Below are 17,993 nucleotides of genomic sequence, written 5' to 3'. Positions count from 1 at the left end.
CGGTGACGAAATCGGTCAACCTTCAGGAGAACGTACATGTCATCGTTTCAAGGTATCTGGGTCCCAATCGTCACGCCGTTTCACCACGGCGCCATCGACTTCGTCGGGTTGCGGCGGCTGGTCAGCCATCTGCTGGAAAACGGCGTGGATGGCATTGTGGTCTGCGGCACCACCGGGGAAGCCGCGGCGCTGGGCAAACATGAGCAACTGGCGGTGCTCGACGCCGTGCTTGAGTTGGTGCCCGCCGAGCGGGTGGTCATGGGCCTGGCCGGCAACAACCTGACCGAGTTGCTGCAGTTCCAGAGCGAAATCCTGAAACGCCCCCTGGCCGGCCTGCTTGTGCCGCCGCCGTACTACATCCGTCCGTCCCAGGCCGGCCTCGAAGCCTTTTTCAAGACTGTCGCCGACGCTTCCAGCGTGCCGATCATTCTCTACGACATCCCCTACCGTACCGGCGTGGCGTTCGAGCAAGCGACCTTGCTCAACATCGTCAGCCACGAGCGGATCGTTGCGATCAAGGATTGTGGCGGCAATCACGCTACAACCCTCGCACTGCTGGCCAGTGGCACGGTTGACGTACTGTGCGGCGAAGATCCGCAAATTTTCAACGCCTTGTGCCTCGGAGCCAAAGGTGCGATTACCGCATCGGCCCATGTGCATCCCGAGCTGTTTGTGGCGCTGTACCGACAGATTCGCGACAACCAGCTCGCGACGGGGCGAACGACGTTCTTCCGGTTACTGCCACTGATCCAAAGCCTGTTCATCGAACCTAATCCCGCCCCGGTCAAAACCGCCCTGGCCCTGCAAGGCTTGATCGACGACGAACTGCGCGCGCCGATGCAGCGCAGTGGCGAAAACACTGTGGCGCGCTTGAAAGACGTACTGGGCACATTGAATCGATAGAGCGCAGGCCACCAGCCCGAGTAACATGCAGCGATTCACTTAAAGAGTCAGGGAGCCGACATGCTTTACCGAATCGCCGCCGACGGGCTGGTGCTGTTTCACCTGTTGTTCATTCTGTTCGTGCTGTTTGGCGGGCTGCTGGTGCTCAAATGGCGCCACCTGATCTGGTGGCACCTGCCCGCCGCCGCGTGGGGTGTGATCGTGGAAGTCTTTCACCTGACCTGCCCGCTGACCTATTGGGAAAACCTGATGCGCGAAGCCGCCGGGCAAACCGTGTATGGCGGCGGTTTCGTCGAGCATTACGTTTTGCCGGTCATTTACCCGGCCGGACTGACACCGACGATTCAACTGGGGCTGGGTAGCGTGGTGCTGGCGGTTAACCTGGTGGTCTATGTTCGGTTGATCCGGATGTGGAAGTTGCGTCGGGCAGCGTAAGGCTCGGCTGACACAAAACCTGTGGCTAAGGGGCTTACTGTGGCGAGGGGGCTTGCCCCCGTTGGGCGGCGAAGCGGCCCCCGCATTCTGTCAGACACACCGAGTTGGCCGGATTACGACTGCTTCGCAGCCGAACGGGACCAAGCCCCCTCACCACAGGTTCGGTGTCGCATTTGACTGTCGAGGATCTGAAACATGCTGTCGATTGAAGACCTGGCATTGCTGCAAGCCATCCGCGAAACCGGCAGCCTGTCGCGCGCCGCCGCCCATTTGGGCAAGGCGCCTTCCACCGTTTCCTACGCCGCGCGCCAACTGGAAGAACGCTTCGACGCCTTGCTGTTCGACCGCCGCCGCTACCGCCTGCAACTCACCGCCGCTGGCGAGTTGCTGGTAAACGAGGCCGCGCGGCTGATGCAGGACGTCTCCCGGCTGACTCAGCGCGTGCAACAAGTGGCCAACGGCTGGGAGAGCCGGTTATGGATCGTCACTGACGAGTTGCTGGAATTCGACACCTTGATCCCAGTGATTCACGAGTTCGACGCGCTGGAATCCGGAGTGCCGCTGCGCATCACTCAGGAGGTGCTCAAAGGGGTCTGGGAAGCCCTGCGTGAAGGTCGCGCAGACCTGATCATCGGCGCCACCAACGAACCACCCGCCATCCCTTCATTGCGCTGGATGCAGTTGGGGGAAATGGAATGGGTGTTCGCCGTCTCGCCGAAACATCCGCTGGCCAAGGCCAAAGAACCCATCTCCCGAACACTGGTGACACAGCACCGGGCGATTGTCGTCGCCGACTCTTCCCGTGCCACCGAAGGCAGCACCTACGGTGTTTCCGGCGGGCAACCAGTGCTCGCCGTGCCAACCATGCGCGCCAAGATCCTCGCCCAATGCGACGGCTTGGGCGTGGGCTGGTTACCCCGGCATCGGGTCGGCTCTTTGCTGAAAAACAGCTCGCTGGTGGAAAAGCAGATGGCCGACCCGCGCGAGCCGAACATCCTCTATGCCGGCTGGCGCGGCGACCATGACGGTCGCGCCCTTGGCTGGTGGCTGGAAAAACTCAAGCAAACCTGGCTGGCGACCCAACTCGTCCAAGGCCGTGACCGCTTTGTCTGAACTCAGTTGGCGATGACGCTCATGTTCCGGCCACTGGCCTTGGCCACGTACAACGCCTTGTCGGCGGCGCCGATCAAATCGTCGGAGGTGGCTTGCGATGCCGGGTCGTAGGCGCAGACACCCAGGCTGACCGTCACCGTCCCTTCGGCACTGTCAGTGTGCTTGATACCCGCCAGTTGAACCGCACGACGGATTTTTTCCGCCACCAGGAAAGCCCCGACATAGTCGGTGCCGGGCAGCACCACCGCAAATTCTTCACCGCCATAACGCGCCGCCAAGTCTCCGGGGCGCTTGATGTTGTCTTTGATGATGACGCTGATATTGCGCAAACACTCATCACCGGCCAAATGCCCGTAGAGATCGTTGAACAGTTTGAAGTGATCGACATCGATCATCAGCAGCGCAAGACCGGTCTGGCTGCGCCGGGAGCGGCCCATTTCCGCCACCATGAACAAATCGAACTGACGCCGATTGGACAGCCCGGTCAGCGCATCTTCGAGGGCCAGCAGTTCCAGACTGCGGTTAACTTCGATGAGCTTTTCCTGGGCCCCCAGCAGTTCGCTTTGAATGTGGTTCTGCTGCTTCATGACCCGAATGAGCCGATAACCGAGCGCACCAAGGAACGCCAGCAGCAGTGACACGATAATCGCACTGTTCGTGGATTCCTGACGCCAGCCGTTCAGCACTTCCTCCTTGTTGATGGCTGCGGAGACGATCAGCGGATAACCACTCACCCGTCGAAATCCGAACACCCGCTCAACGCCATCGATCACCGACTTGAACGTTGCAGTCCCCGAACTGGCAACGGGTAGAAACTGGGTAAACAACGGCCCATTGGCAACGCTGGTGCCGACGTCGGCTTCCTTGAAGGGCCGACGAACAACGATGGTGCCGTTGTCCGCAATCAGATTGATCGCGCCGTTGTTACCCAGCTCGATACTGTCGTACAGCGCGAGGAAATGATTGAGATAAATCGTTGCCAACGCCACACCGGCGAAGCTGCCGTCGGAATGATTGATCCTTCTCGACACCGTCATGATCCACTCACCGGTCGAACGACTTTTTATCGACGGGCCGATATGCGGGCCACGGTCGGTATGGTCACGATGGAAGATGAAGTACTCACGGTCAGCATTATTGGCATCTGGCACAACGGCGCCGTTGGAGTTGACGAGCCAACGCCCGTTTTCGTCGTAGATAAACAAACCATGGAGCTGGGACAGCTCGCTGCGTTGCGCACTGAGCAAACTTTGCATTCGGGTATACGGCGCCTGACCCATCCCGTCCTTTTCGACGCGATCGACCAGGGTAAACAGCAACGTGTCGGCCTGTTTGATCGTTGACTGCGCCTGGGACGCGAGGGTTTGGGCGAGGTTGGACATCGCCACTTCCTGGTCATGCAGGTGGTACTCACGCGAATTCCAGCCTTCCCAAATCGCAATGGCGGACATGGACAGGCACACCGCGACCAGCAAAACCACGGCATAACGAACCTTGAGCTTGGCCTCGATTTGCTCGGCCAGAAAGGACGGCTGAAGGCTTTCAATACGCACTTTGACTGACGGATGTCCCATGACGCTCCCTGAACCTTATGACGTGGCGAATCTTCCCGTTCGCCCGTTGAGTACCGTCTAGCGGCGCTTCGTACTCCGCCCACTATGAGGCATCAACCGTCAGACAGGTTAGCCCGAAAAAACGCGGTCGTCGGCCTGATCAACCTGTTCAGCCCCGCATTACTTGAGGCTCCCGGTCAAAAACTGCTGCAACCGCTCGCTGCGGGGCTGTTCCAGCACCGTGCCGGGAGCCCCCTCTTCCTCCACCCGCCCCTGATGCAGAAACATAACGTGGTTCGACACCTGCCTGGCAAAGGCCATCTCATGGGTGACGACCACCATCGTCCGGCCCTCCTCGGCCAGTTGCTGCATGACCTTGAGCACCTCGCCGACCAATTCCGGATCCAGGGCGGAGGTTGGTTCATCGAACAACATCACCTGGGGCTCCATGGCCAGCGCGCGGGCGATAGCGACGCGCTGCTGCTGGCCACCGGACAGATGGACCGGATACTGGCCCTCAACCTTGGCGGGCAGACCGACCTTGGCGAGGTAATGGCGCGCACGCTCCAACGCTTGCGAGCGACCGAGACCCAGCACGCTCATCGGGCACTCGATGAGGTTTTCCAGCACCGTCATGTGGCTCCACAGATTGAAGTGCTGAAACACCATCGATAGCTGGCTGCGCACGACCTGCAACTGCCGCGGATCGACCGCACACAAGTCGCCCCTTGAGTTTTTACGGGTCAGCAGCTCTTGGGAATTGACGATAATCCGCCCGGCCGACGGTTGCTCCAGATGATTGATACAGCGCAAGAAAGTACTTTTCCCGGACCCGGAGGAACCGATAAGGCTGATCACATCACCCGCCTTGGCCTTGAGCGAAACACCTTTGAGCACTTCGTGGCTGCCGTAGTTTTTATGGACATTTTCAACGATCAATTTATACATTCGAGCAAGTCCGATGGGTCAATGCGTGCGTGGGTTGAGATAGGCCAGCCAATGCAGTTCGCCGCGCCGGAACAGCCAGATCAGGAAAAATGCGCTGGCGGCATACAGCACTCCGGCAATGCCAAACGCGCTGAACGAGGCGTAGGTTGCCGAATTGACGTCCCGGGCAATCTTCAGCAAATCGGGCACCGTGGCGGTAAACGCCACCGAGGTGGAATGCAGCATCAGAATCACTTCATTGCTGAAAAACGGTAGAGCCCGGCGTAACGCCGACGGCAGTATGATTCGGCGATAGAGGGTGAACCGGCTCATCCCATAGGCACTAGCGGCCTCGATTTCTCCGTGAGAAGTCGCCCTGATCGAGCCGGCAAAGATTTCGGTCATGTAGGCACAGGTATTGAGCCCGAACGCCAGCACCGTGCAGTTAAAGCCATCTCGGAAAAACGCGTTGAGAAAATCCTGGGACCGAACCACGTGCAGGCTGTACACCCCGGTGTAGAAGAACAGCAGCTGGATGTACAACGGGGTACCGCGAAACACGTAGGTGTAAAACCAGACCGGTAAACGGAGCAGCGGATTGCGGCTGACGCGGGCAATCGACAACGACACCGCGAGCAGGAAGCCGCTCACCACCGCCAGAATCAGCAGCCACAAGGTCACCGCCAACCCGGAAAAGTGCGGCCCGTCACTCCACAGGTAAGCCTGCCAGTAGTCCTCGAAAATACCGGTCATAACGCAGCCTTCCTGACACCCACCGAGTAACGGTGCTCAAGCCACAGCAACACGCCGTTGGACAGCGTAGTGATGGCCAGGTAAATCAGGCCGCCCACCAACGTGAAATAAAAGAACTGCATGGAGCCCTTGCCCGCGTCCTGGGTAGCCTTGACCACATCGGTCAGGCCGATGATCGATACCAGCGCAGTCGACTTGATCAACACCTGCCAGTTATTGCCAATGCCCGGCAACGCATGACGCAGCATTTGCGGGAACAGCACCTTGCGAAAGGTTTTTCCCCGGCTCATGCCGTAAGCCCGCGCCGCTTCGAGCTGGCCAGCCGGCACGGCCTGGAAGGCGCCGCGAAATGTCTCGGTAAAGTAAGCCCCGTAAATAAAAGCCAGGGTCAGAACGCCGGCCAAAAACGGGTCGATGTCGATCTGACTGACGCCCAGCCAATCGGTCATACGGTTGAGCAGCATCTGCAGGCTGAAGAACAGCAGCAACATGATCACCAGGTCCGGCATGCTGCGGATCACCGTGGTGTAACCGGTGGCCAACGCCCGCAATAAACGGTTGGAGGACAACTTGGAACTGGCACCGAGCAGGCCTGCCAGGACCGCGATCAACAATGACCACAGCGCCAGTTTGATCGTGGCCAGTGTGCCCAGCAGGATTTGCGGGCCAAAGCCTTCCAGAAGCATTTCACTCTCCTTGTTCTTATTAGGTTGAGGTGAAGGGGATGCTGAAACAGAGCGGCCTGGTCGACCGCCCTGCCCATAGTCGCGAGGCGGCGTTATTTCGCGCCGTAGACGTCGAAGTCGAAGTACTTTTTGTTGATCCGCGCGTAAGTGCCGTTAGCCAGAATGGTCGCCAGCGCCTTGTTCAGATCCTCGCGTAACTCGACATCGCTCTTGCGCAAGCCGATGCCGTCACCGACGCCGAAAAAGCCCGGATCATCCAGTGTCGCGCCGGAAAATTCATAGTCCTTGCCCGCCGTTGTACCCAGGAAGCCGTAACTGGCCTGAATGGCGCCCTGCAGCGAGGCATCGAGTCGTCCCACCACCAGGTCGGCGTACACCTGGTCCTGATTCTGATAGGACAGAACGTCCACACCCTTGGAACCCCAGACGGCTTTGGCATACGCCTCCTGGGTCGAGCCCTGCTCCACGCCAATACGTTTGCCCTTAAGCGATTCGAGGGTCGGCAACAAACCCGATCCCCGCTTGACCACCAGTCGTGCCGGCGCGTTGGAGACTTTGTCGGTAAACGCAATCTGCTCCAGGCGCTTGGGCGTCACGGTCATCGACGACGCCACCGCGTCGAACTTGCGCGCCAGCAACGCCGGGATCATCCCGTCCCAGCTGCTTTCAACCCAGACGCAGCGGGCTTTAAGCTCGGCGCACAGCGCTTCGGCGATATCGACTCCGAAGCCAGTCAGCGTGCCGTCCTGGTTTTTGTATTCCAGCGGCGGGTACGTCGGGTCGACGCCCAGTTTCAGGACTTTGCCAGACCAGTCGGCCGCACCGGCCAGGCTCGATGCCGTCAGGCAAACCAATGAAACAGCCGCAATCATCTTGTTCATTTTTATTGTTCCTCTTCAGGCCGCAGACGATGTTTGTACAGACTGACGCTCGACAATCCGGCGTCTCAACTCAAAAAACTTTCGACCAGTTTGACCCAGTAACTCGCGCCAATTGGCAGGCAAGCATCATTGAAGTCGTAGCCGGGGTTGTGCAGCAGGCAGCCGCTTTCGCCATCGCCATTGCCGATTACGAGGTAACTGCCGGGGCATTTTTCCAGGATGAAGGCAAAATCCTCACTCGCCGTAAAGGGCCGCAGGCTGTCGATCAGGTGCTCTTCGCCGAGCCACTCCCGGGCGACCTCTCGGGCAAACGCGGTGGGCTCGGGATGGTTGATCAACACCGGATGACAATGCTGATAATCGATCTCGGCCCGGGCACCGAAACTGGCGGCCTGACCGTTGACCAGCTCGGTAATTCTGACTTCGAGCAACTGGCGAATCTCGGGGGTCAATGCCCGTACGCTCAGGCTCATCTGTGCAGTGGACGGGATGACATTCGAGGCGCTTCCGGCATGGATGGAGCCCACCGTGATAATCGCCACGTCCTGCGGGTTGACGTTGCGCGAGACGATGCTTTGCAGCGCAATCACAATCGACGAGCAGACCACCACCGGGTCGACCGCTTTGTGCGGCACCGCGCCATGCCCACCGTTGCCGATGATGTTGATCGTCACCGTGTCGGCAGACGCCATGAACGGACCGCTGTAGAACCCCAGGTGCCCGACGGGATAGCCCGGCACGTTATGCATGGCGAAGATCGCGTCACAGGGGAACCGTTCGAGCAGTCCGTCCTCGAGCATTTTCCTCGCGCCGCCCAGCCCTTCTTCAGCCGGTTGGAAAATCAGCTGCAACGTGCCGTTGAACGCCCGGGTCTGCGCCAGGTGCCTGGCGGCGGCCAACAGGGTTGCCGTATGACCGTCGTGGCCGCAGGCATGCATGACGCCATCGATGCGGCTGGCATAGGGCAAACCGGTGGTTTCCTGAATCGGTAGTGCATCCATATCGGCGCGCAGGCCGATGGACCGGCCCTCGCCATTTTTCAGGGTGCCAACGACGCCGGTCTTGCCAACGCCGGTGCTGACCTGGAAGCCCCAACGGGCCAAACACTCAGCAACGCGCTCGCTGGTGGCGAACTCTTCAAAACCCAGTTCGGGATGCGCGTGAAGGCTGTGACGCAACGCGATCATTTCATCTTGCAGCGCTGCAATACCAGGCAGGACATGGCCGACATCCATTGTTGTTCCCCTTCGACAAGAGCTGAGCGGTTGATGGGGTGGATCTTAGGGAACAGGCTCTGGGCTGGGGAGACGCAGTTTGGTTATGATGACAACCATTAGTTGTCATCAGGGTGAGCAGATGAAACTGCATCAATTACAAGCGCTGATCGCCAGCGCCGAAACCGGCAGCATTCGTGCGGCCGCCCGTTCGCTGGAGATTTCCCAGGCCGCCGTGACCAAAGCGCTGCGGGAGCTGGAAACCAGCCAGCAACTACCGCTGTTCACCCGAACCGCCAGCGGCCTGAACTTCACCGAGTACGGCAAAGTGCTGCTGACCCACGCCCGACTGGTGATCAAGCAACTGGAACACGCGCAAACCGAGCTCGATCACATGCGTGGCAAGGCTCAGGGCCGGCTCTGTGTCGGGATCACGCCGTGGATCGCCCTGACGTTCTTGCCCGAAGTGGTCCTGGCTTTTCGCGAGCGCATGCCGCAAATCCGCCTGGAGTTGTTCGAAAGCCTGATGGCCGTGGCCCAGCCGCTGCTGCGCGATGGCAGCATGGACTTTGCAATCGGCCAGCTTCACCCGGCGCAATCAACCCAGGAGTTTGCCTGCGAAACACTGCTCGATTACCAGACGTCGGTGCTGGTCCGCCAGGGCCATGCCCGGCAGAACGCTCGATCGATCCATGAACTGCTGGAGGAAAACTGGACGCTGAACTACGCACCAGACGGACACGACGGGCTGATGCAGGAGTTGTTCTGGCAACACGGCGCGCAGATCGATGAGAACCGTATCGTCCGCGCCCACTCACTGGCGATCCTGCAGATGATGGTCGAGCGGGCCGACATGTGCACCTGGGGCCCGTCCATCGTCAGTATTGCCCCGCCCTTCCTCGGTCGAGTGGTTTCTCTGCCGCTGACTGAACAGTTCGAACCGCGACAGTTGAGCATCGTGACACGCCGCAACGGTGCACTGAGCAATCCGGCGCAGTGCTTCACCGATTGCCTGTTGCAGGTCATTCGGCGCCATGCCCGTTCGGCCAAAAAGGAAGACCTACAACTGTTTGAAACCCTGCGGCTGCGGGTTTGAAACGGGTCAGGCGGGGGTTTTCTTCAAGGCTTCGAGCCACGCCGGGTTCAGTTGCATTTGCTCGATGTCGAGACCTAACGCTTCCATCCGCTCCTTGTGTTTATCCATCTCGCGGATCAACTGGCTGTGATCGCTGGAGTTGCCGTCCAGTTCGTGCATCTGGTTCAACCCCAGATGGTAGAAGCGCAGCAGCTTCATGGCGTTCGGATCGTCCTTCTCCACCGCCGCCGTCACCTGGTGCATGACGTTGGTGACGCGCATCAGACTGCGCTTGAGCCGCCAGCCGTAGACGGCCGGGGCCATCCACGCCTGGTGCCAGAACTTGCCGCGCATCAGCGCCGCCATCAGCAGCACCGCGACAAACACGCCACCAACATTGAACCGCAGATTGTCACCGCCGGGCTCACCGAACAGCGCCACGGCCGCGGTCGACAACACCATCGCCAGCGCCAGGAAAATCAGGGCGATGATCACCGTGCTGCGCCGGGTCTGGCGTCGAAAGGTTTCGGCATTCATCGGCTGGATTTCGAACATCTTGGCTAGCGTCCTTGAGTCAGTGGGCAAAAAGCGTGCGGGGCATTATCGCCTCATCGCAGGATTTAGCTATGCTGGGGCTCCTTTTCATCTTTTCATCGTCAAAAGGAGAACATGGCGAGACACCGCAGTTCGTGCCATCTTCTTTCATGGATACATATTATTCGGATGCCAGTCGCTCCTCCTCTATGAATGGCATCGTTTTAAGGATCATTGAATGACCCAACGACAAGTAATCAACGCCTCGGTCAGCCCCAAAGGCAGCCTGGAAACCCTGTCCCAACGTGAAGTTCAGCAACTGAGCGAAGCCGGTTCCGGCAGCACCTACACCCTGTTCCGCCAGTGCGCCCTGGCCATCCTCAACACCGGCGCCCACGTTGATAACGCCAAAACCATCCTTGAAGCCTACAAGGACTTCGAAATCCGCATTCACCAGCAAGACCGTGGCGTACGCCTGGAACTGCTGAACGCTCCGGCCGACGCCTTCGTCGACGAGCGAAATGATCGCCAGCACCCGTGAAATGCTGTTCAGCGCCCTGCGCGACATCGTCTACACCGAAAACGAACTGGACGCCCAGCGCATCGACCTGAGCACCTCCCAGGGTATCAGCGACTACGTCTTCCACCTGCTGCGCAACGCCCGCACCCTGCGCCCTGGCGTCGAGCCGAAGATCGTCGTGTGCTGGGGCGGCCACTCGATCAACACCGAAGAATACAAATACACCAAGAAAGTCGGCCACGAACTGGGCCTGCGCAGCCTGGACATTTGCACCGGTTGCGGCCCTGGCGTGATGAAAGGCCCGATGAAAGGCGCGACCATTGCCCACGCCAAGCAGCGCATCCACGGCGGCCGCTACCTCGGCCTGACCGAGCCGGGGATCATCGCCGCCGAAGCGCCAAACCCGATCGTCAACGAACTGGTGATCCTGCCAGACATCGAAAAACGCCTGGAAGCCTTCGTCCGCGTCGGCCACGGCATCATCATCTTCCCGGGCGGCGCCGGTACTGCCGAAGAATTCCTGTACCTGCTGGGCATCCTGATGCACCCGGACAATGAAGGCCTGCCCTTCCCGGTCGTCCTCACCGGACCGAAACATGCGGCACCGTACCTGGAACAACTGGACGCGTTCGTCGGCGCCACCCTGGGTGAAGCCGCCAAGCAGCACTACACGATCATCATCGACGACCCGGCCGAAGTGGCGCGGCAGATGACCGCTGGCCTGAAAGAGGTCAAGCAGTTCCGCCGCGAGCGCAACGACGCCTTCCATTTCAACTGGTTGCTGAAAATCGACGAGGGCTTCCAGCGCCCGTTCGATCCGACCCACGAAAACATGGCCAGCCTGCAACTGAGCCGTAAACTGCCGGCCCACGAACTCGCCGCCAACCTGCGTCGGGCGTTCTCCGGCATCGTTGCCGGCAACGTCAAGGACAAGGGCATCCGCCTGATCGAAGAGCACGGGCCGTACCAGATCCGTGGTGATGCGGCGGTGATGCAACCGCTGGATCAGTTGCTCAAGGCCTTCGTGGCCCAGCACCGCATGAAACTGCCAGGTGGTGCGGCCTATGTGCCGTGTTATCAAGTGGTTGCGTAATAACGTTAACGTGAATGCTGTCGCTGGGTGAGGACAGCATTCTTGGGTTTACTCGAAACCTGTGGCAAGGGAACTTGCTCCCGCTGGGCTGCGCAGCAGCCCTAAAACCAATCTCTGGTTCCTCTCTGATAGACCGCAGAGCCGGAATTGGGGTCGCTCCGCAACCCAACGGGGCAAGCCCCCTCGCCACAATCTTTCTATGCCCGCCAGGCACTTTCTATGGACAGAGAATCAACAATGCGCCAACGCAACGCCGCCAGACTCCTCGTCATCAACCCCGTCAATCAAGTCCTGTTGTTTCGCTTCCAGCACAAGGGCGATGCCCTCGATGGTCGCGACTATTGGGCAACACCCGGTGGTGGTGTTGAGGATGGTGAAACCTTCGAAGCTGCAGCGATTCGTGAACTGCGTGAAGAAACCGGCTTGCAAGTCGACAGCGTGGGCGCTTGCGTGGGTGAACGGCATTTTTCGATGATGTTGCCCAGCGGTGAAAAGGTCTTGTCCGTGGAACGCTATTTTGTGGTTCGCGCCGACGGCGAACTGCTGTCCCGCGACGGCTGGACGGTCGACGAAGCCCGGGTAATGACCGAGCACAAGTGGTGGTCCGTGACCGAACTGCAAGCAACCCGCGAAACGGTGTGGCCGGAGCGCTTGATCGAAATGCTCAGTAACGCCTGACCTGGCTCGATAAAACACCACAAACCCCCTGTGGGAGCGGGCTTGCTCGCGAAGAGGCCATCACATCCAACATCACTGCTGCCTGATACACCGCTATCGCGAGCAGGCTCGCTTCCACAGGAGTTCGGCGCCCAGTTCACTAACCCCTGAGCGCCGCAGCCTGAATATCCGCCGCTTCCATCACAGCAGTCGTATAACCCTTTCTGACAACCCCCAACATCGCCTGCCCAACCGAAACGGTAGTCAGCACATGCCGCGGAAATAGCCGTCTCAAAAGCGGCAACAACGGCCCCATCACGATGTAAGTCCAGCGATACGCCGAAGTCTTGGAGACCGCACCATTCAACGGCTGGATCACCCCCGGTCGAAACAGGTAAACCGCTTTGAACGGCAAGCGCTGCAAGGCGTTCTCGGTACGCCCCTTGACCCGCGCCCACATGCTTTTGCCCTTTTCAGAACTGTCAGTGCCAGCGCCCGAGACGTACACAAAGGTCATGTTCGGATTGAGCCGCGCCAACCCCTCGGCCACTGCCAGGGTCAGGTCGTAGGTAAGGCGTGAATACTGTGCTTCATCCATCCCGGACGATGAAACGCCCAGGCAGAAAAAGCAGGCGTCGAAGCCTTGCAGTTGCGTTTCGACCGCACCTAGCCGGGTCAAGTCCGGCACCACCAGCGATTGCAGCTTGGGGTCCGTCGTCTCGACCGCCGTTCGGCCGACGACGACCACCTGCTCGACATCCGCCGCGAGCAGGCTTTCGCGCAGTACGCCTTGGCCGACCATGCCGGTGGCGCCGAAGATCAGTGCTTTCATGGCGTTTCGATTCCTGACACGTTAAGAAAAATAAAAGGCCGAGATCAACCTGTGGCGAGGGAGCTTGCTCCCGCTGGACTGCTGAGCAGTCCTCTGCTTTTCAGGTAAAGCAAGAGCCGCTTCGCGCCTCAGCGGGAGCAAGCTCCCTCGCCACAGGTTTCTTTATCGGCAAACGCTTCCTTATTTGCGGACATTCGCCAGATGCGCCGCCAAGGCCTTTGCCTGGCTCGCCACGTCCGTCACCGCCGTACTCTCCCACCACATGCCACGCAACGGCGGGCCCATGGCAAATAACCGTTGGGCAACCCGCCCTTCGGCGTCCAGCACCGCGCCATCCACCGCCGCCGCAATCCCCAACGCCAACGGCCCTGGCCGGATCAGCCCACGGGCCAGCAACTGTTGCGGCAGCGGTCGGGCGACCCGGCGCCAGTCGTATTCGATGCCGCTGGAGTTGATCAACGCCGCGCCGCTGGCGACCACCGTTTCAGTCTCGCCACGCCGCCGGATCCGGATGCGCACTTCACCGCCCACAACAGGCTCCAGGCCTTTGAACGATGCGGCGTGAATCCGCAGCCGCCCTTCCTCGTGCAAGCGCTCCACCAACTCGGCACTCAGTGGTGGCGAGCGGTGGTGATGACTCTCCCACCACGGCCGCACGTGCCGTACGAATTGCCGACGCTGCACGTCCGTCGCCTGACTCCACAACCGGCCGATGTGTGCGCGCACGGTGTCGAGCGGTGATTGCCAGTCGATGCCTTGGGCAATGGCGTCCTTGCAATGCCTGCGCAGCTCGCGCACCAGTTGACGCGGTGTACGAATGCTGTGGTCCTCGGCGAGAAAATCCACCCAGGCCGGTGGTTGCCGCCGCACATGCGGCAGCAACCCATGCCGGGAGAACACTTCAATCGGCCCGCGATGCCCGACCTGTTCCAGCGACACCACCGCATCGACCATGGTCAGGCCCGAGCCGATGATCAGCACCGTCGATTGCGGGTCGAGTTGCCGCATGGCGGCGACGTCCCACGGATCAAGCGCTGCCGCGTTCAAACCGCTGGACTCGGTCTGCGGCGTGCGGGCGGCGGGGAACATCCCCGTGGCCAGTACCGCAAAAGCCCCTGCAAGCGTTGACCGTCGCTCAGGGTCAGCCGTACTGAATCATCGAAGGTTTGCAGGTCAACCACTTCAGCCCGCACATGCTCGACACTCGAACCGTTCAACGCCCCAACTGCTTTCGCTTCGGCCAGCCGTTGCTGCACGTACAGGCCGAAAAGCCACCGCGGCGCAAACAACTCACTAACCGGCACATGCTGCTGGTCCGACTCCGGCCAACCACCGGCCGCGATGTATTCGGTCAGCCATTGGGTCAGGTCATCGGCGTTGTCCGGGTCGACGCTCATCCTCGCCGCGTTGCCGTTCAACGTATGGCCCAACTCGACTGCGCTGTAGGCCTCGCCCCGGCCGAGTTCGGCGCGGGGTTCAATCACCAGCACTGAACGCTGGCCGGGTAAACGCAGTAACTGCGCCGCCAGCATCGCGCCGCTGAGGCCTCCGCCGATGATCAGGATGTCTGCGTGGCGGATGGCGTCGGTCGCCTGTCCGCTGGAGGTTTGATTCATGGCGTTCTCATGGTCAGTGTTTACCCAGGTAGAAGTCGTGCAAATCGCCACGGGCCAGCAGTGCCTCGGCGCTGCCGGACAACACGACCCGCCCGGTATCGAGCACGTAGGCATGGGAGGCGTACTTGAGCGCCACATTAATGTTTTGCTCGGCAATCAGGAAGCTCACCTGTTCGTCGCGATTGAGCTGGGCGACGATCTCGAAAATCTCCTGGACGATAATAGGCGCCAAACCCATCGATGGTTCATCAAGCAGTACCAAAGTAGGACGTGTCATCAACGCGCGACCGATGGCAACCATCTGCTGCTCGCCCCCGGATGTCAGCCCGGCCTGGGTCTTGCGCTTGGTTTTCAGCCGGGGGAACCAGGCGTAGATCCGCTCCAGGTCCCGGGCCATGTCCTGGCGACTCAAACGCCGAACAAACCCGCCGCTGCGCAGGTTGTCCTCGACGGTCAACTGCGGGAACACGTGTCGGCCTTCCAGCACATGGACCATGCCTTGGCGCACCCGCACGCTCGGATCGACGCCCGCCGTGTCGCGGCCGAGAAACTCGATGCTGCCGCGACTGACTTCCGCGCGTTCGGCCCGCACCAGCCCGGAAATCGCCTTGAGCGTGGTGCTTTTGCCCGCGCCGTTGGCCCCCAGCAAAGCGACGATACCGCCCTTGGGCACCGTCAGCGACACCCCGGCCACGGCCAGGATCGCGCCGTCGTAGATCACTTCGATGTCTTTGACCTGCAACAGGTCATTGGCAGCAATGTCACTGGCGGCCTGGCTCATGGCTTATTCATCCCCGTTGCAGGTGCGTGGTGTCAGGCCTTTTTCCTTGGCGAACGCCGCTGATTTTTCATCGATCAATGGCCGCAACAAGGCACGATCCGCCGGGATCCAGTCGCTGATCAGCGTCCAGTTGGCGCCGTCCCACTGCTGGACCCGCGCCGAACCGCCGCCCTCGTGATCTTTGCAGGACAACTTGAGGTTCTGCATCAGCCCGAAGTAACCCATGTCCTTGAGCCGCGCGTCGTCGATATTCAAGTGTTCCAGGCCCCAGCGACCTTCTTCGCCATTCAAGGGGCGTTTACCAAACTTGCCCTGCGCTGTGCGGATCGCTTCGACCATGACCGCAGCGTTCACCAGCCCGGAGTTGTAGTAGACGCTGCCGAAATTCTTCAGGTCCTTGAGGTCGCTTTTGCCCTTGTCGAGGATGTACTGCTTGAGGCGTTTATGGATCTCGAAATCCGTGCCGGCCGGGTATGGCGTCAGCGCCAGATAACCTTTGGCGGCGGCACCTGCGGGCAACACGTCTTCGCTGGAGCTGGCCCAGATATCGCCGACGATGTGGTCCACCGGGAAGCCAAAACGTGCAGCGGTTTTGACCGCGACCGGCGTCGACACACCCCAGGTGCGCAAGAACACCCAGTCCGGGTTGAGTTGGCGGATCTGCCGCCATTGCGCCGATTGTTCGTTACCCGGATCAGCCACCGGAATCTGGATGTTTTCGAAACCGTACTTCTCGGCCAGCAACTTCAGCGGGCCAAGGGTTTCCCGGCCGTAAGCCGAGTCGTGGTAGACCGTGGCGATTTTCTTGCCCTTGAGTTTGTCGAAGCCGCCCTCGCGTTGGGCGATGTAGTTGATCAGGCTCGACGCCTCGCTGTAGAAGGTCAGCATCACCGGAAAATTGTAGGGGAACACCGTGCCGTCGGTGGCTTCCGTGCGCCCGTAGCCGAGGGTGATCAGCGGGATCTTGTCGACCTCCGCCCGTTCGCTCAGGGCATAAGCCGCCGGGGCGCCGTTGGGGGAATAGATCGCCACCGGAGCACCATCCAGGCCTTTCTTGAAGCGCTCATAGCACTCGATGCCCTTCTCCGCCGTCCACTCGGTCTCGCATTCCTGCCAGACCAGTTTGACGCCGTTGATCCCGCCTTCCACGTCGTTGATGTAGTTCAGGTAATCGAGCATCCCGGCCCACACCTGCACGCCACTGGAGGCGTAGGCGCCGACCCGGTAAGTGGCCAACGGGAAGAATTGCTGGTCTGGCGAGGCCTGGACTACCGGGACTGCACTGCCGAAAACTGCCAGCGTCAGAGCGGCGCCAATCAGGGAACGTTTCAAGGATGCACGCATGTTGTCTCTCTAATCAGGTCAGGAATTCAGAAGCGCAGCGGCCAGTGACTCAGCCGTTCACGAAGATTGCTCAGCAGGCGAATCAGGCCTTCCGGTTCCTTGATCAGGAACAGGATGATCAGCACGCCGAATATGATTTTTTGCAGGTTTTGCAGTTGCCCGGCGTCCACCGACCCGCCGAACAAGGCTTGCCCGGCGTGGCTGAGCAGGATCGGCAGCAAACTGATAAACGCCGCGCCGACGAAGTTGCCGGCAATGCTGCCCATGCCACCGATAATGATGATGAAGAGGATCTGGAACGACCGATTGATATCGAAGCTGCTGGCGCTGGCGGTGCCCAGGTAGGCGAAGGCCCACAACGCCCCGGCGATGCCGAGGTAGAACGAGCTGACGGCGAACGCCAGATGCTTGTAACGCACTACCGGAATGCCGATCACGGCGGCGGCAGTGTCCATGTCGCGGATCGCCATCCAGTTGCGGCCGATCTGGCTTTTCACCAGGTTGATCGCAACCCAGGTCAACAGCAGCACCGTCGTCAGCGTCAGCAGATAACGGCCGACGGGCGTGTTCAGGTCATGGCCGAACAGCGCCAGTTTTGGTGCGGAAATGGTCCCGGAGGAGCCGTAGTTGTAGAACCAGGGAAATTTGACGAACAGCCATTCGAGGAAGAATTGCGCCGCCAGCGTCGTGACCATCAGGTAAAAGCCTTTGATCCGCGAACTCGGCAGGCCAAAGACGAAACCCACTACGGCGCTGATCAATCCGCCGCCCAATAGCGCGACCGGCAAGCCCAATTCGGGCAGTCGCAGCAGAAAACCGTAGGTGGCGAAGGCGCCGACCGCCATAAACCCGGCCGCACCGACCGAGGTCTGGCCGGTGTAACCGGTCAGCAGGTTGAGGCCGAGCCCGGCCAGGGACAGCACCAAAAAAGGAATCAAAATCGCGTTCAGCCAATAGTCGTTGCCGGTCAGCGGCACGATCACGAAAGCGATCAACAACAGGCCCAGCAATCCAAACGGTACACGCCGCTGGATCAGCACCGACGGCGCGGTTTCGCGGGTAAGGGAAATCGACAT

16 protein-coding genes and 2 pseudogenes are annotated in these 17,993 nt (G+C 60.3%); 6 read left to right on the top strand and 12 right to left on the bottom strand.

Translation table 11 applies throughout. From position 1 onward, the window contains the following. The first annotated feature begins 36 nt into the window (after positions 1-36). The 3 genes from dapA to RHM58_RS22560 all read left to right on the top strand — a co-directional run bounded on the left by dapA (position 37) and on the right by RHM58_RS22560 (position 2,451). Complete coding sequence (gene dapA, locus RHM58_RS22570) at positions 37-903, top strand: 4-hydroxy-tetrahydrodipicolinate synthase (RefSeq protein WP_322268243.1); 867 nt, start codon at positions 37-39, stop codon at positions 901-903. A 60-nt stretch (positions 904-963) separates the two neighbouring features. Beyond that, positions 964-1,338, top strand: coding sequence for a DUF2784 domain-containing protein (locus RHM58_RS22565; RefSeq protein WP_201257491.1), 375 nt, complete (start codon positions 964-966; stop codon positions 1,336-1,338). A gap of 195 nt (positions 1,339-1,533) precedes the next feature. Further along, positions 1,534-2,451: a LysR family transcriptional regulator gene (locus RHM58_RS22560; RefSeq protein ID WP_322268241.1), complete on the top strand. Its 918-nt coding sequence runs from the start codon at positions 1,534-1,536 to the stop codon at positions 2,449-2,451. Between the two features lie 2 nt (positions 2,452-2,453). Here the strand turns inward: RHM58_RS22560 and RHM58_RS22555 are convergent, their stop codons facing one another. The 6 genes from RHM58_RS22555 to RHM58_RS22530 form a co-directional block, all read right to left on the bottom strand. After that, positions 2,454-4,025 carry a sensor domain-containing diguanylate cyclase gene (locus RHM58_RS22555; protein WP_201257493.1) on the bottom strand — a complete coding sequence of 524 codons (1,572 nt, stop codon included), beginning with the start codon at positions 4,023-4,025 and terminating at the stop codon, positions 2,454-2,456. 159 nt (positions 4,026-4,184) lie between these two features. Then, complete coding sequence (locus tag RHM58_RS22550) at positions 4,185-4,952, bottom strand: ABC transporter ATP-binding protein (protein WP_322268240.1); 768 nt, start codon at positions 4,950-4,952, stop codon at positions 4,185-4,187. Between the two features lie 18 nt (positions 4,953-4,970). Beyond that, positions 4,971-5,684, bottom strand: coding sequence for an ABC transporter permease (locus RHM58_RS22545; protein ID WP_322268238.1), 714 nt, complete (start codon positions 5,682-5,684; stop codon positions 4,971-4,973). Further along, positions 5,681-6,370, bottom strand: a complete 690-nt coding sequence (locus tag RHM58_RS22540; protein WP_201257496.1) for an ABC transporter permease — start codon at positions 6,368-6,370, stop codon at positions 5,681-5,683. Before RHM58_RS22540 ends, RHM58_RS22545 begins: the two co-directional genes overlap by 4 nt. A 92-nt stretch (positions 6,371-6,462) precedes the next feature. Then, complete coding sequence (locus RHM58_RS22535) at positions 6,463-7,251, bottom strand: ABC transporter substrate-binding protein (RefSeq protein WP_322268237.1); 789 nt, start codon at positions 7,249-7,251, stop codon at positions 6,463-6,465. A 65-nt stretch (positions 7,252-7,316) separates the two neighbouring features. Then, positions 7,317-8,486, bottom strand: coding sequence for a M20 aminoacylase family protein (locus tag RHM58_RS22530; protein WP_322268236.1), 1,170 nt, complete (start codon positions 8,484-8,486; stop codon positions 7,317-7,319). Between the two features lie 85 nt (positions 8,487-8,571). Between RHM58_RS22530 and RHM58_RS22525 the strand changes: the two genes are divergently transcribed. After that, positions 8,572-9,561 carry a LysR family transcriptional regulator gene (locus RHM58_RS22525; RefSeq protein ID WP_201257499.1) on the top strand — a complete coding sequence of 330 codons (990 nt, stop codon included), beginning with the start codon at positions 8,572-8,574 and terminating at the stop codon, positions 9,559-9,561. A gap of 6 nt (positions 9,562-9,567) precedes the next feature. Here the strand turns inward: RHM58_RS22525 and RHM58_RS22520 are convergent, their stop codons facing one another. After that, positions 9,568-10,095: a DUF3087 domain-containing protein gene (locus RHM58_RS22520; RefSeq protein WP_322268235.1), complete on the bottom strand. Its 528-nt coding sequence runs from the start codon at positions 10,093-10,095 to the stop codon at positions 9,568-9,570. Between the two features lie 217 nt (positions 10,096-10,312). Between RHM58_RS22520 and ppnN the strand changes: the two are divergent. Together ppnN and RHM58_RS22510 are read left to right on the top strand one after the other, a co-directional pair. Then, positions 10,313-11,687: pseudogene (gene ppnN / locus RHM58_RS22515) on the top strand (nucleotide 5'-monophosphate nucleosidase PpnN). Positions 11,688-11,924: 237 nt separating this feature from the next. Further along, complete coding sequence (locus RHM58_RS22510; RefSeq protein WP_201257502.1) at positions 11,925-12,365, top strand: NUDIX hydrolase; 441 nt, start codon at positions 11,925-11,927, stop codon at positions 12,363-12,365. 139 nt (positions 12,366-12,504) lie between these two features. On the opposite strand, the gene RHM58_RS22505 is transcribed toward RHM58_RS22510, so the two are convergent. From RHM58_RS22505 to RHM58_RS22485, 5 genes and pseudogenes are all read right to left on the bottom strand, one after another. Then, the gene (locus RHM58_RS22505; protein ID WP_322268234.1) at positions 12,505-13,176 is read right to left on the bottom strand and encodes an NAD(P)H-binding protein; all 672 of its coding nucleotides are present in this window, start codon (positions 13,174-13,176) and stop codon (positions 12,505-12,507) included. 180 nt (positions 13,177-13,356) lie between these two features. Beyond that, positions 13,357-14,792: pseudogene (locus RHM58_RS22500) on the bottom strand (FAD/NAD(P)-binding protein). 13 nt (positions 14,793-14,805) lie between these two features. Next, positions 14,806-15,573: an ABC transporter ATP-binding protein gene (locus RHM58_RS22495; RefSeq protein WP_201257505.1), complete on the bottom strand. Its 768-nt coding sequence runs from the start codon at positions 15,571-15,573 to the stop codon at positions 14,806-14,808. Positions 15,574-15,576: 3 nt separating this feature from the next. After that, positions 15,577-16,917, bottom strand: a complete 1,341-nt coding sequence (locus RHM58_RS22490; protein ID WP_322268233.1) for an ABC transporter substrate-binding protein — start codon at positions 16,915-16,917, stop codon at positions 15,577-15,579. 26 nt (positions 16,918-16,943) lie between these two features. Next, the gene (locus tag RHM58_RS22485; protein WP_201257507.1) at positions 16,944-17,993 is read right to left on the bottom strand and encodes a branched-chain amino acid ABC transporter permease; all 1,050 of its coding nucleotides are present in this window, start codon (positions 17,991-17,993) and stop codon (positions 16,944-16,946) included.

Origin of the sequence: Pseudomonas sp. 10S4 (assembly GCF_034344865.1) — a bacterium.
Taxonomy (GTDB): domain Bacteria; phylum Pseudomonadota; class Gammaproteobacteria; order Pseudomonadales; family Pseudomonadaceae; genus Aquipseudomonas.
This window is presented reverse-complemented; position numbering and strand designations above follow the sequence as displayed.

Excerpts from the sequence above, each read along its gene's own strand:
- dapA (WP_322268243.1), top strand. The coding sequence starts at position 37 with ATGTCATCGTTTCAAGGTATCTGGGTCCCAATCGTCACGCCGTTTCAC.
- RHM58_RS22565 (WP_201257491.1), top strand. The coding sequence starts at position 964 with ATGCTTTACCGAATCGCCGCCGACGGGCTGGTGCTGTTTCACCTGTTG.
- RHM58_RS22560 (WP_322268241.1), top strand. The coding sequence starts at position 1,534 with ATGCTGTCGATTGAAGACCTGGCATTGCTGCAAGCCATCCGCGAAACC.
- RHM58_RS22555 (WP_201257493.1), bottom strand. The coding sequence starts at position 4,025 with ATGGGACATCCGTCAGTCAAAGTGCGTATTGAAAGCCTTCAGCCGTCC.
- RHM58_RS22550 (WP_322268240.1), bottom strand. The coding sequence starts at position 4,952 with ATGTATAAATTGATCGTTGAAAATGTCCATAAAAACTACGGCAGCCAC.
- RHM58_RS22545 (WP_322268238.1), bottom strand. The coding sequence starts at position 5,684 with ATGACCGGTATTTTCGAGGACTACTGGCAGGCTTACCTGTGGAGTGAC.
- RHM58_RS22540 (WP_201257496.1), bottom strand. The coding sequence starts at position 6,370 with ATGCTTCTGGAAGGCTTTGGCCCGCAAATCCTGCTGGGCACACTGGCC.
- RHM58_RS22535 (WP_322268237.1), bottom strand. The coding sequence starts at position 7,251 with ATGAACAAGATGATTGCGGCTGTTTCATTGGTTTGCCTGACGGCATCG.
- RHM58_RS22530 (WP_322268236.1), bottom strand. The coding sequence starts at position 8,486 with ATGGATGTCGGCCATGTCCTGCCTGGTATTGCAGCGCTGCAAGATGAA.
- RHM58_RS22525 (WP_201257499.1), top strand. The coding sequence starts at position 8,572 with ATGATGACAACCATTAGTTGTCATCAGGGTGAGCAGATGAAACTGCAT.
- RHM58_RS22520 (WP_322268235.1), bottom strand. The coding sequence starts at position 10,095 with ATGTTCGAAATCCAGCCGATGAATGCCGAAACCTTTCGACGCCAGACC.
- RHM58_RS22510 (WP_201257502.1), top strand. The coding sequence starts at position 11,925 with ATGCGCCAACGCAACGCCGCCAGACTCCTCGTCATCAACCCCGTCAAT.
- RHM58_RS22505 (WP_322268234.1), bottom strand. The coding sequence starts at position 13,176 with ATGAAAGCACTGATCTTCGGCGCCACCGGCATGGTCGGCCAAGGCGTA.
- RHM58_RS22495 (WP_201257505.1), bottom strand. The coding sequence starts at position 15,573 with ATGAGCCAGGCCGCCAGTGACATTGCTGCCAATGACCTGTTGCAGGTC.
- RHM58_RS22490 (WP_322268233.1), bottom strand. The coding sequence starts at position 16,917 with ATGCGTGCATCCTTGAAACGTTCCCTGATTGGCGCCGCTCTGACGCTG.
- RHM58_RS22485 (WP_201257507.1), bottom strand. The coding sequence starts at position 17,993 with ATGTCGATTTCCCTTACCCGCGAAACCGCGCCGTCGGTGCTGATCCAG.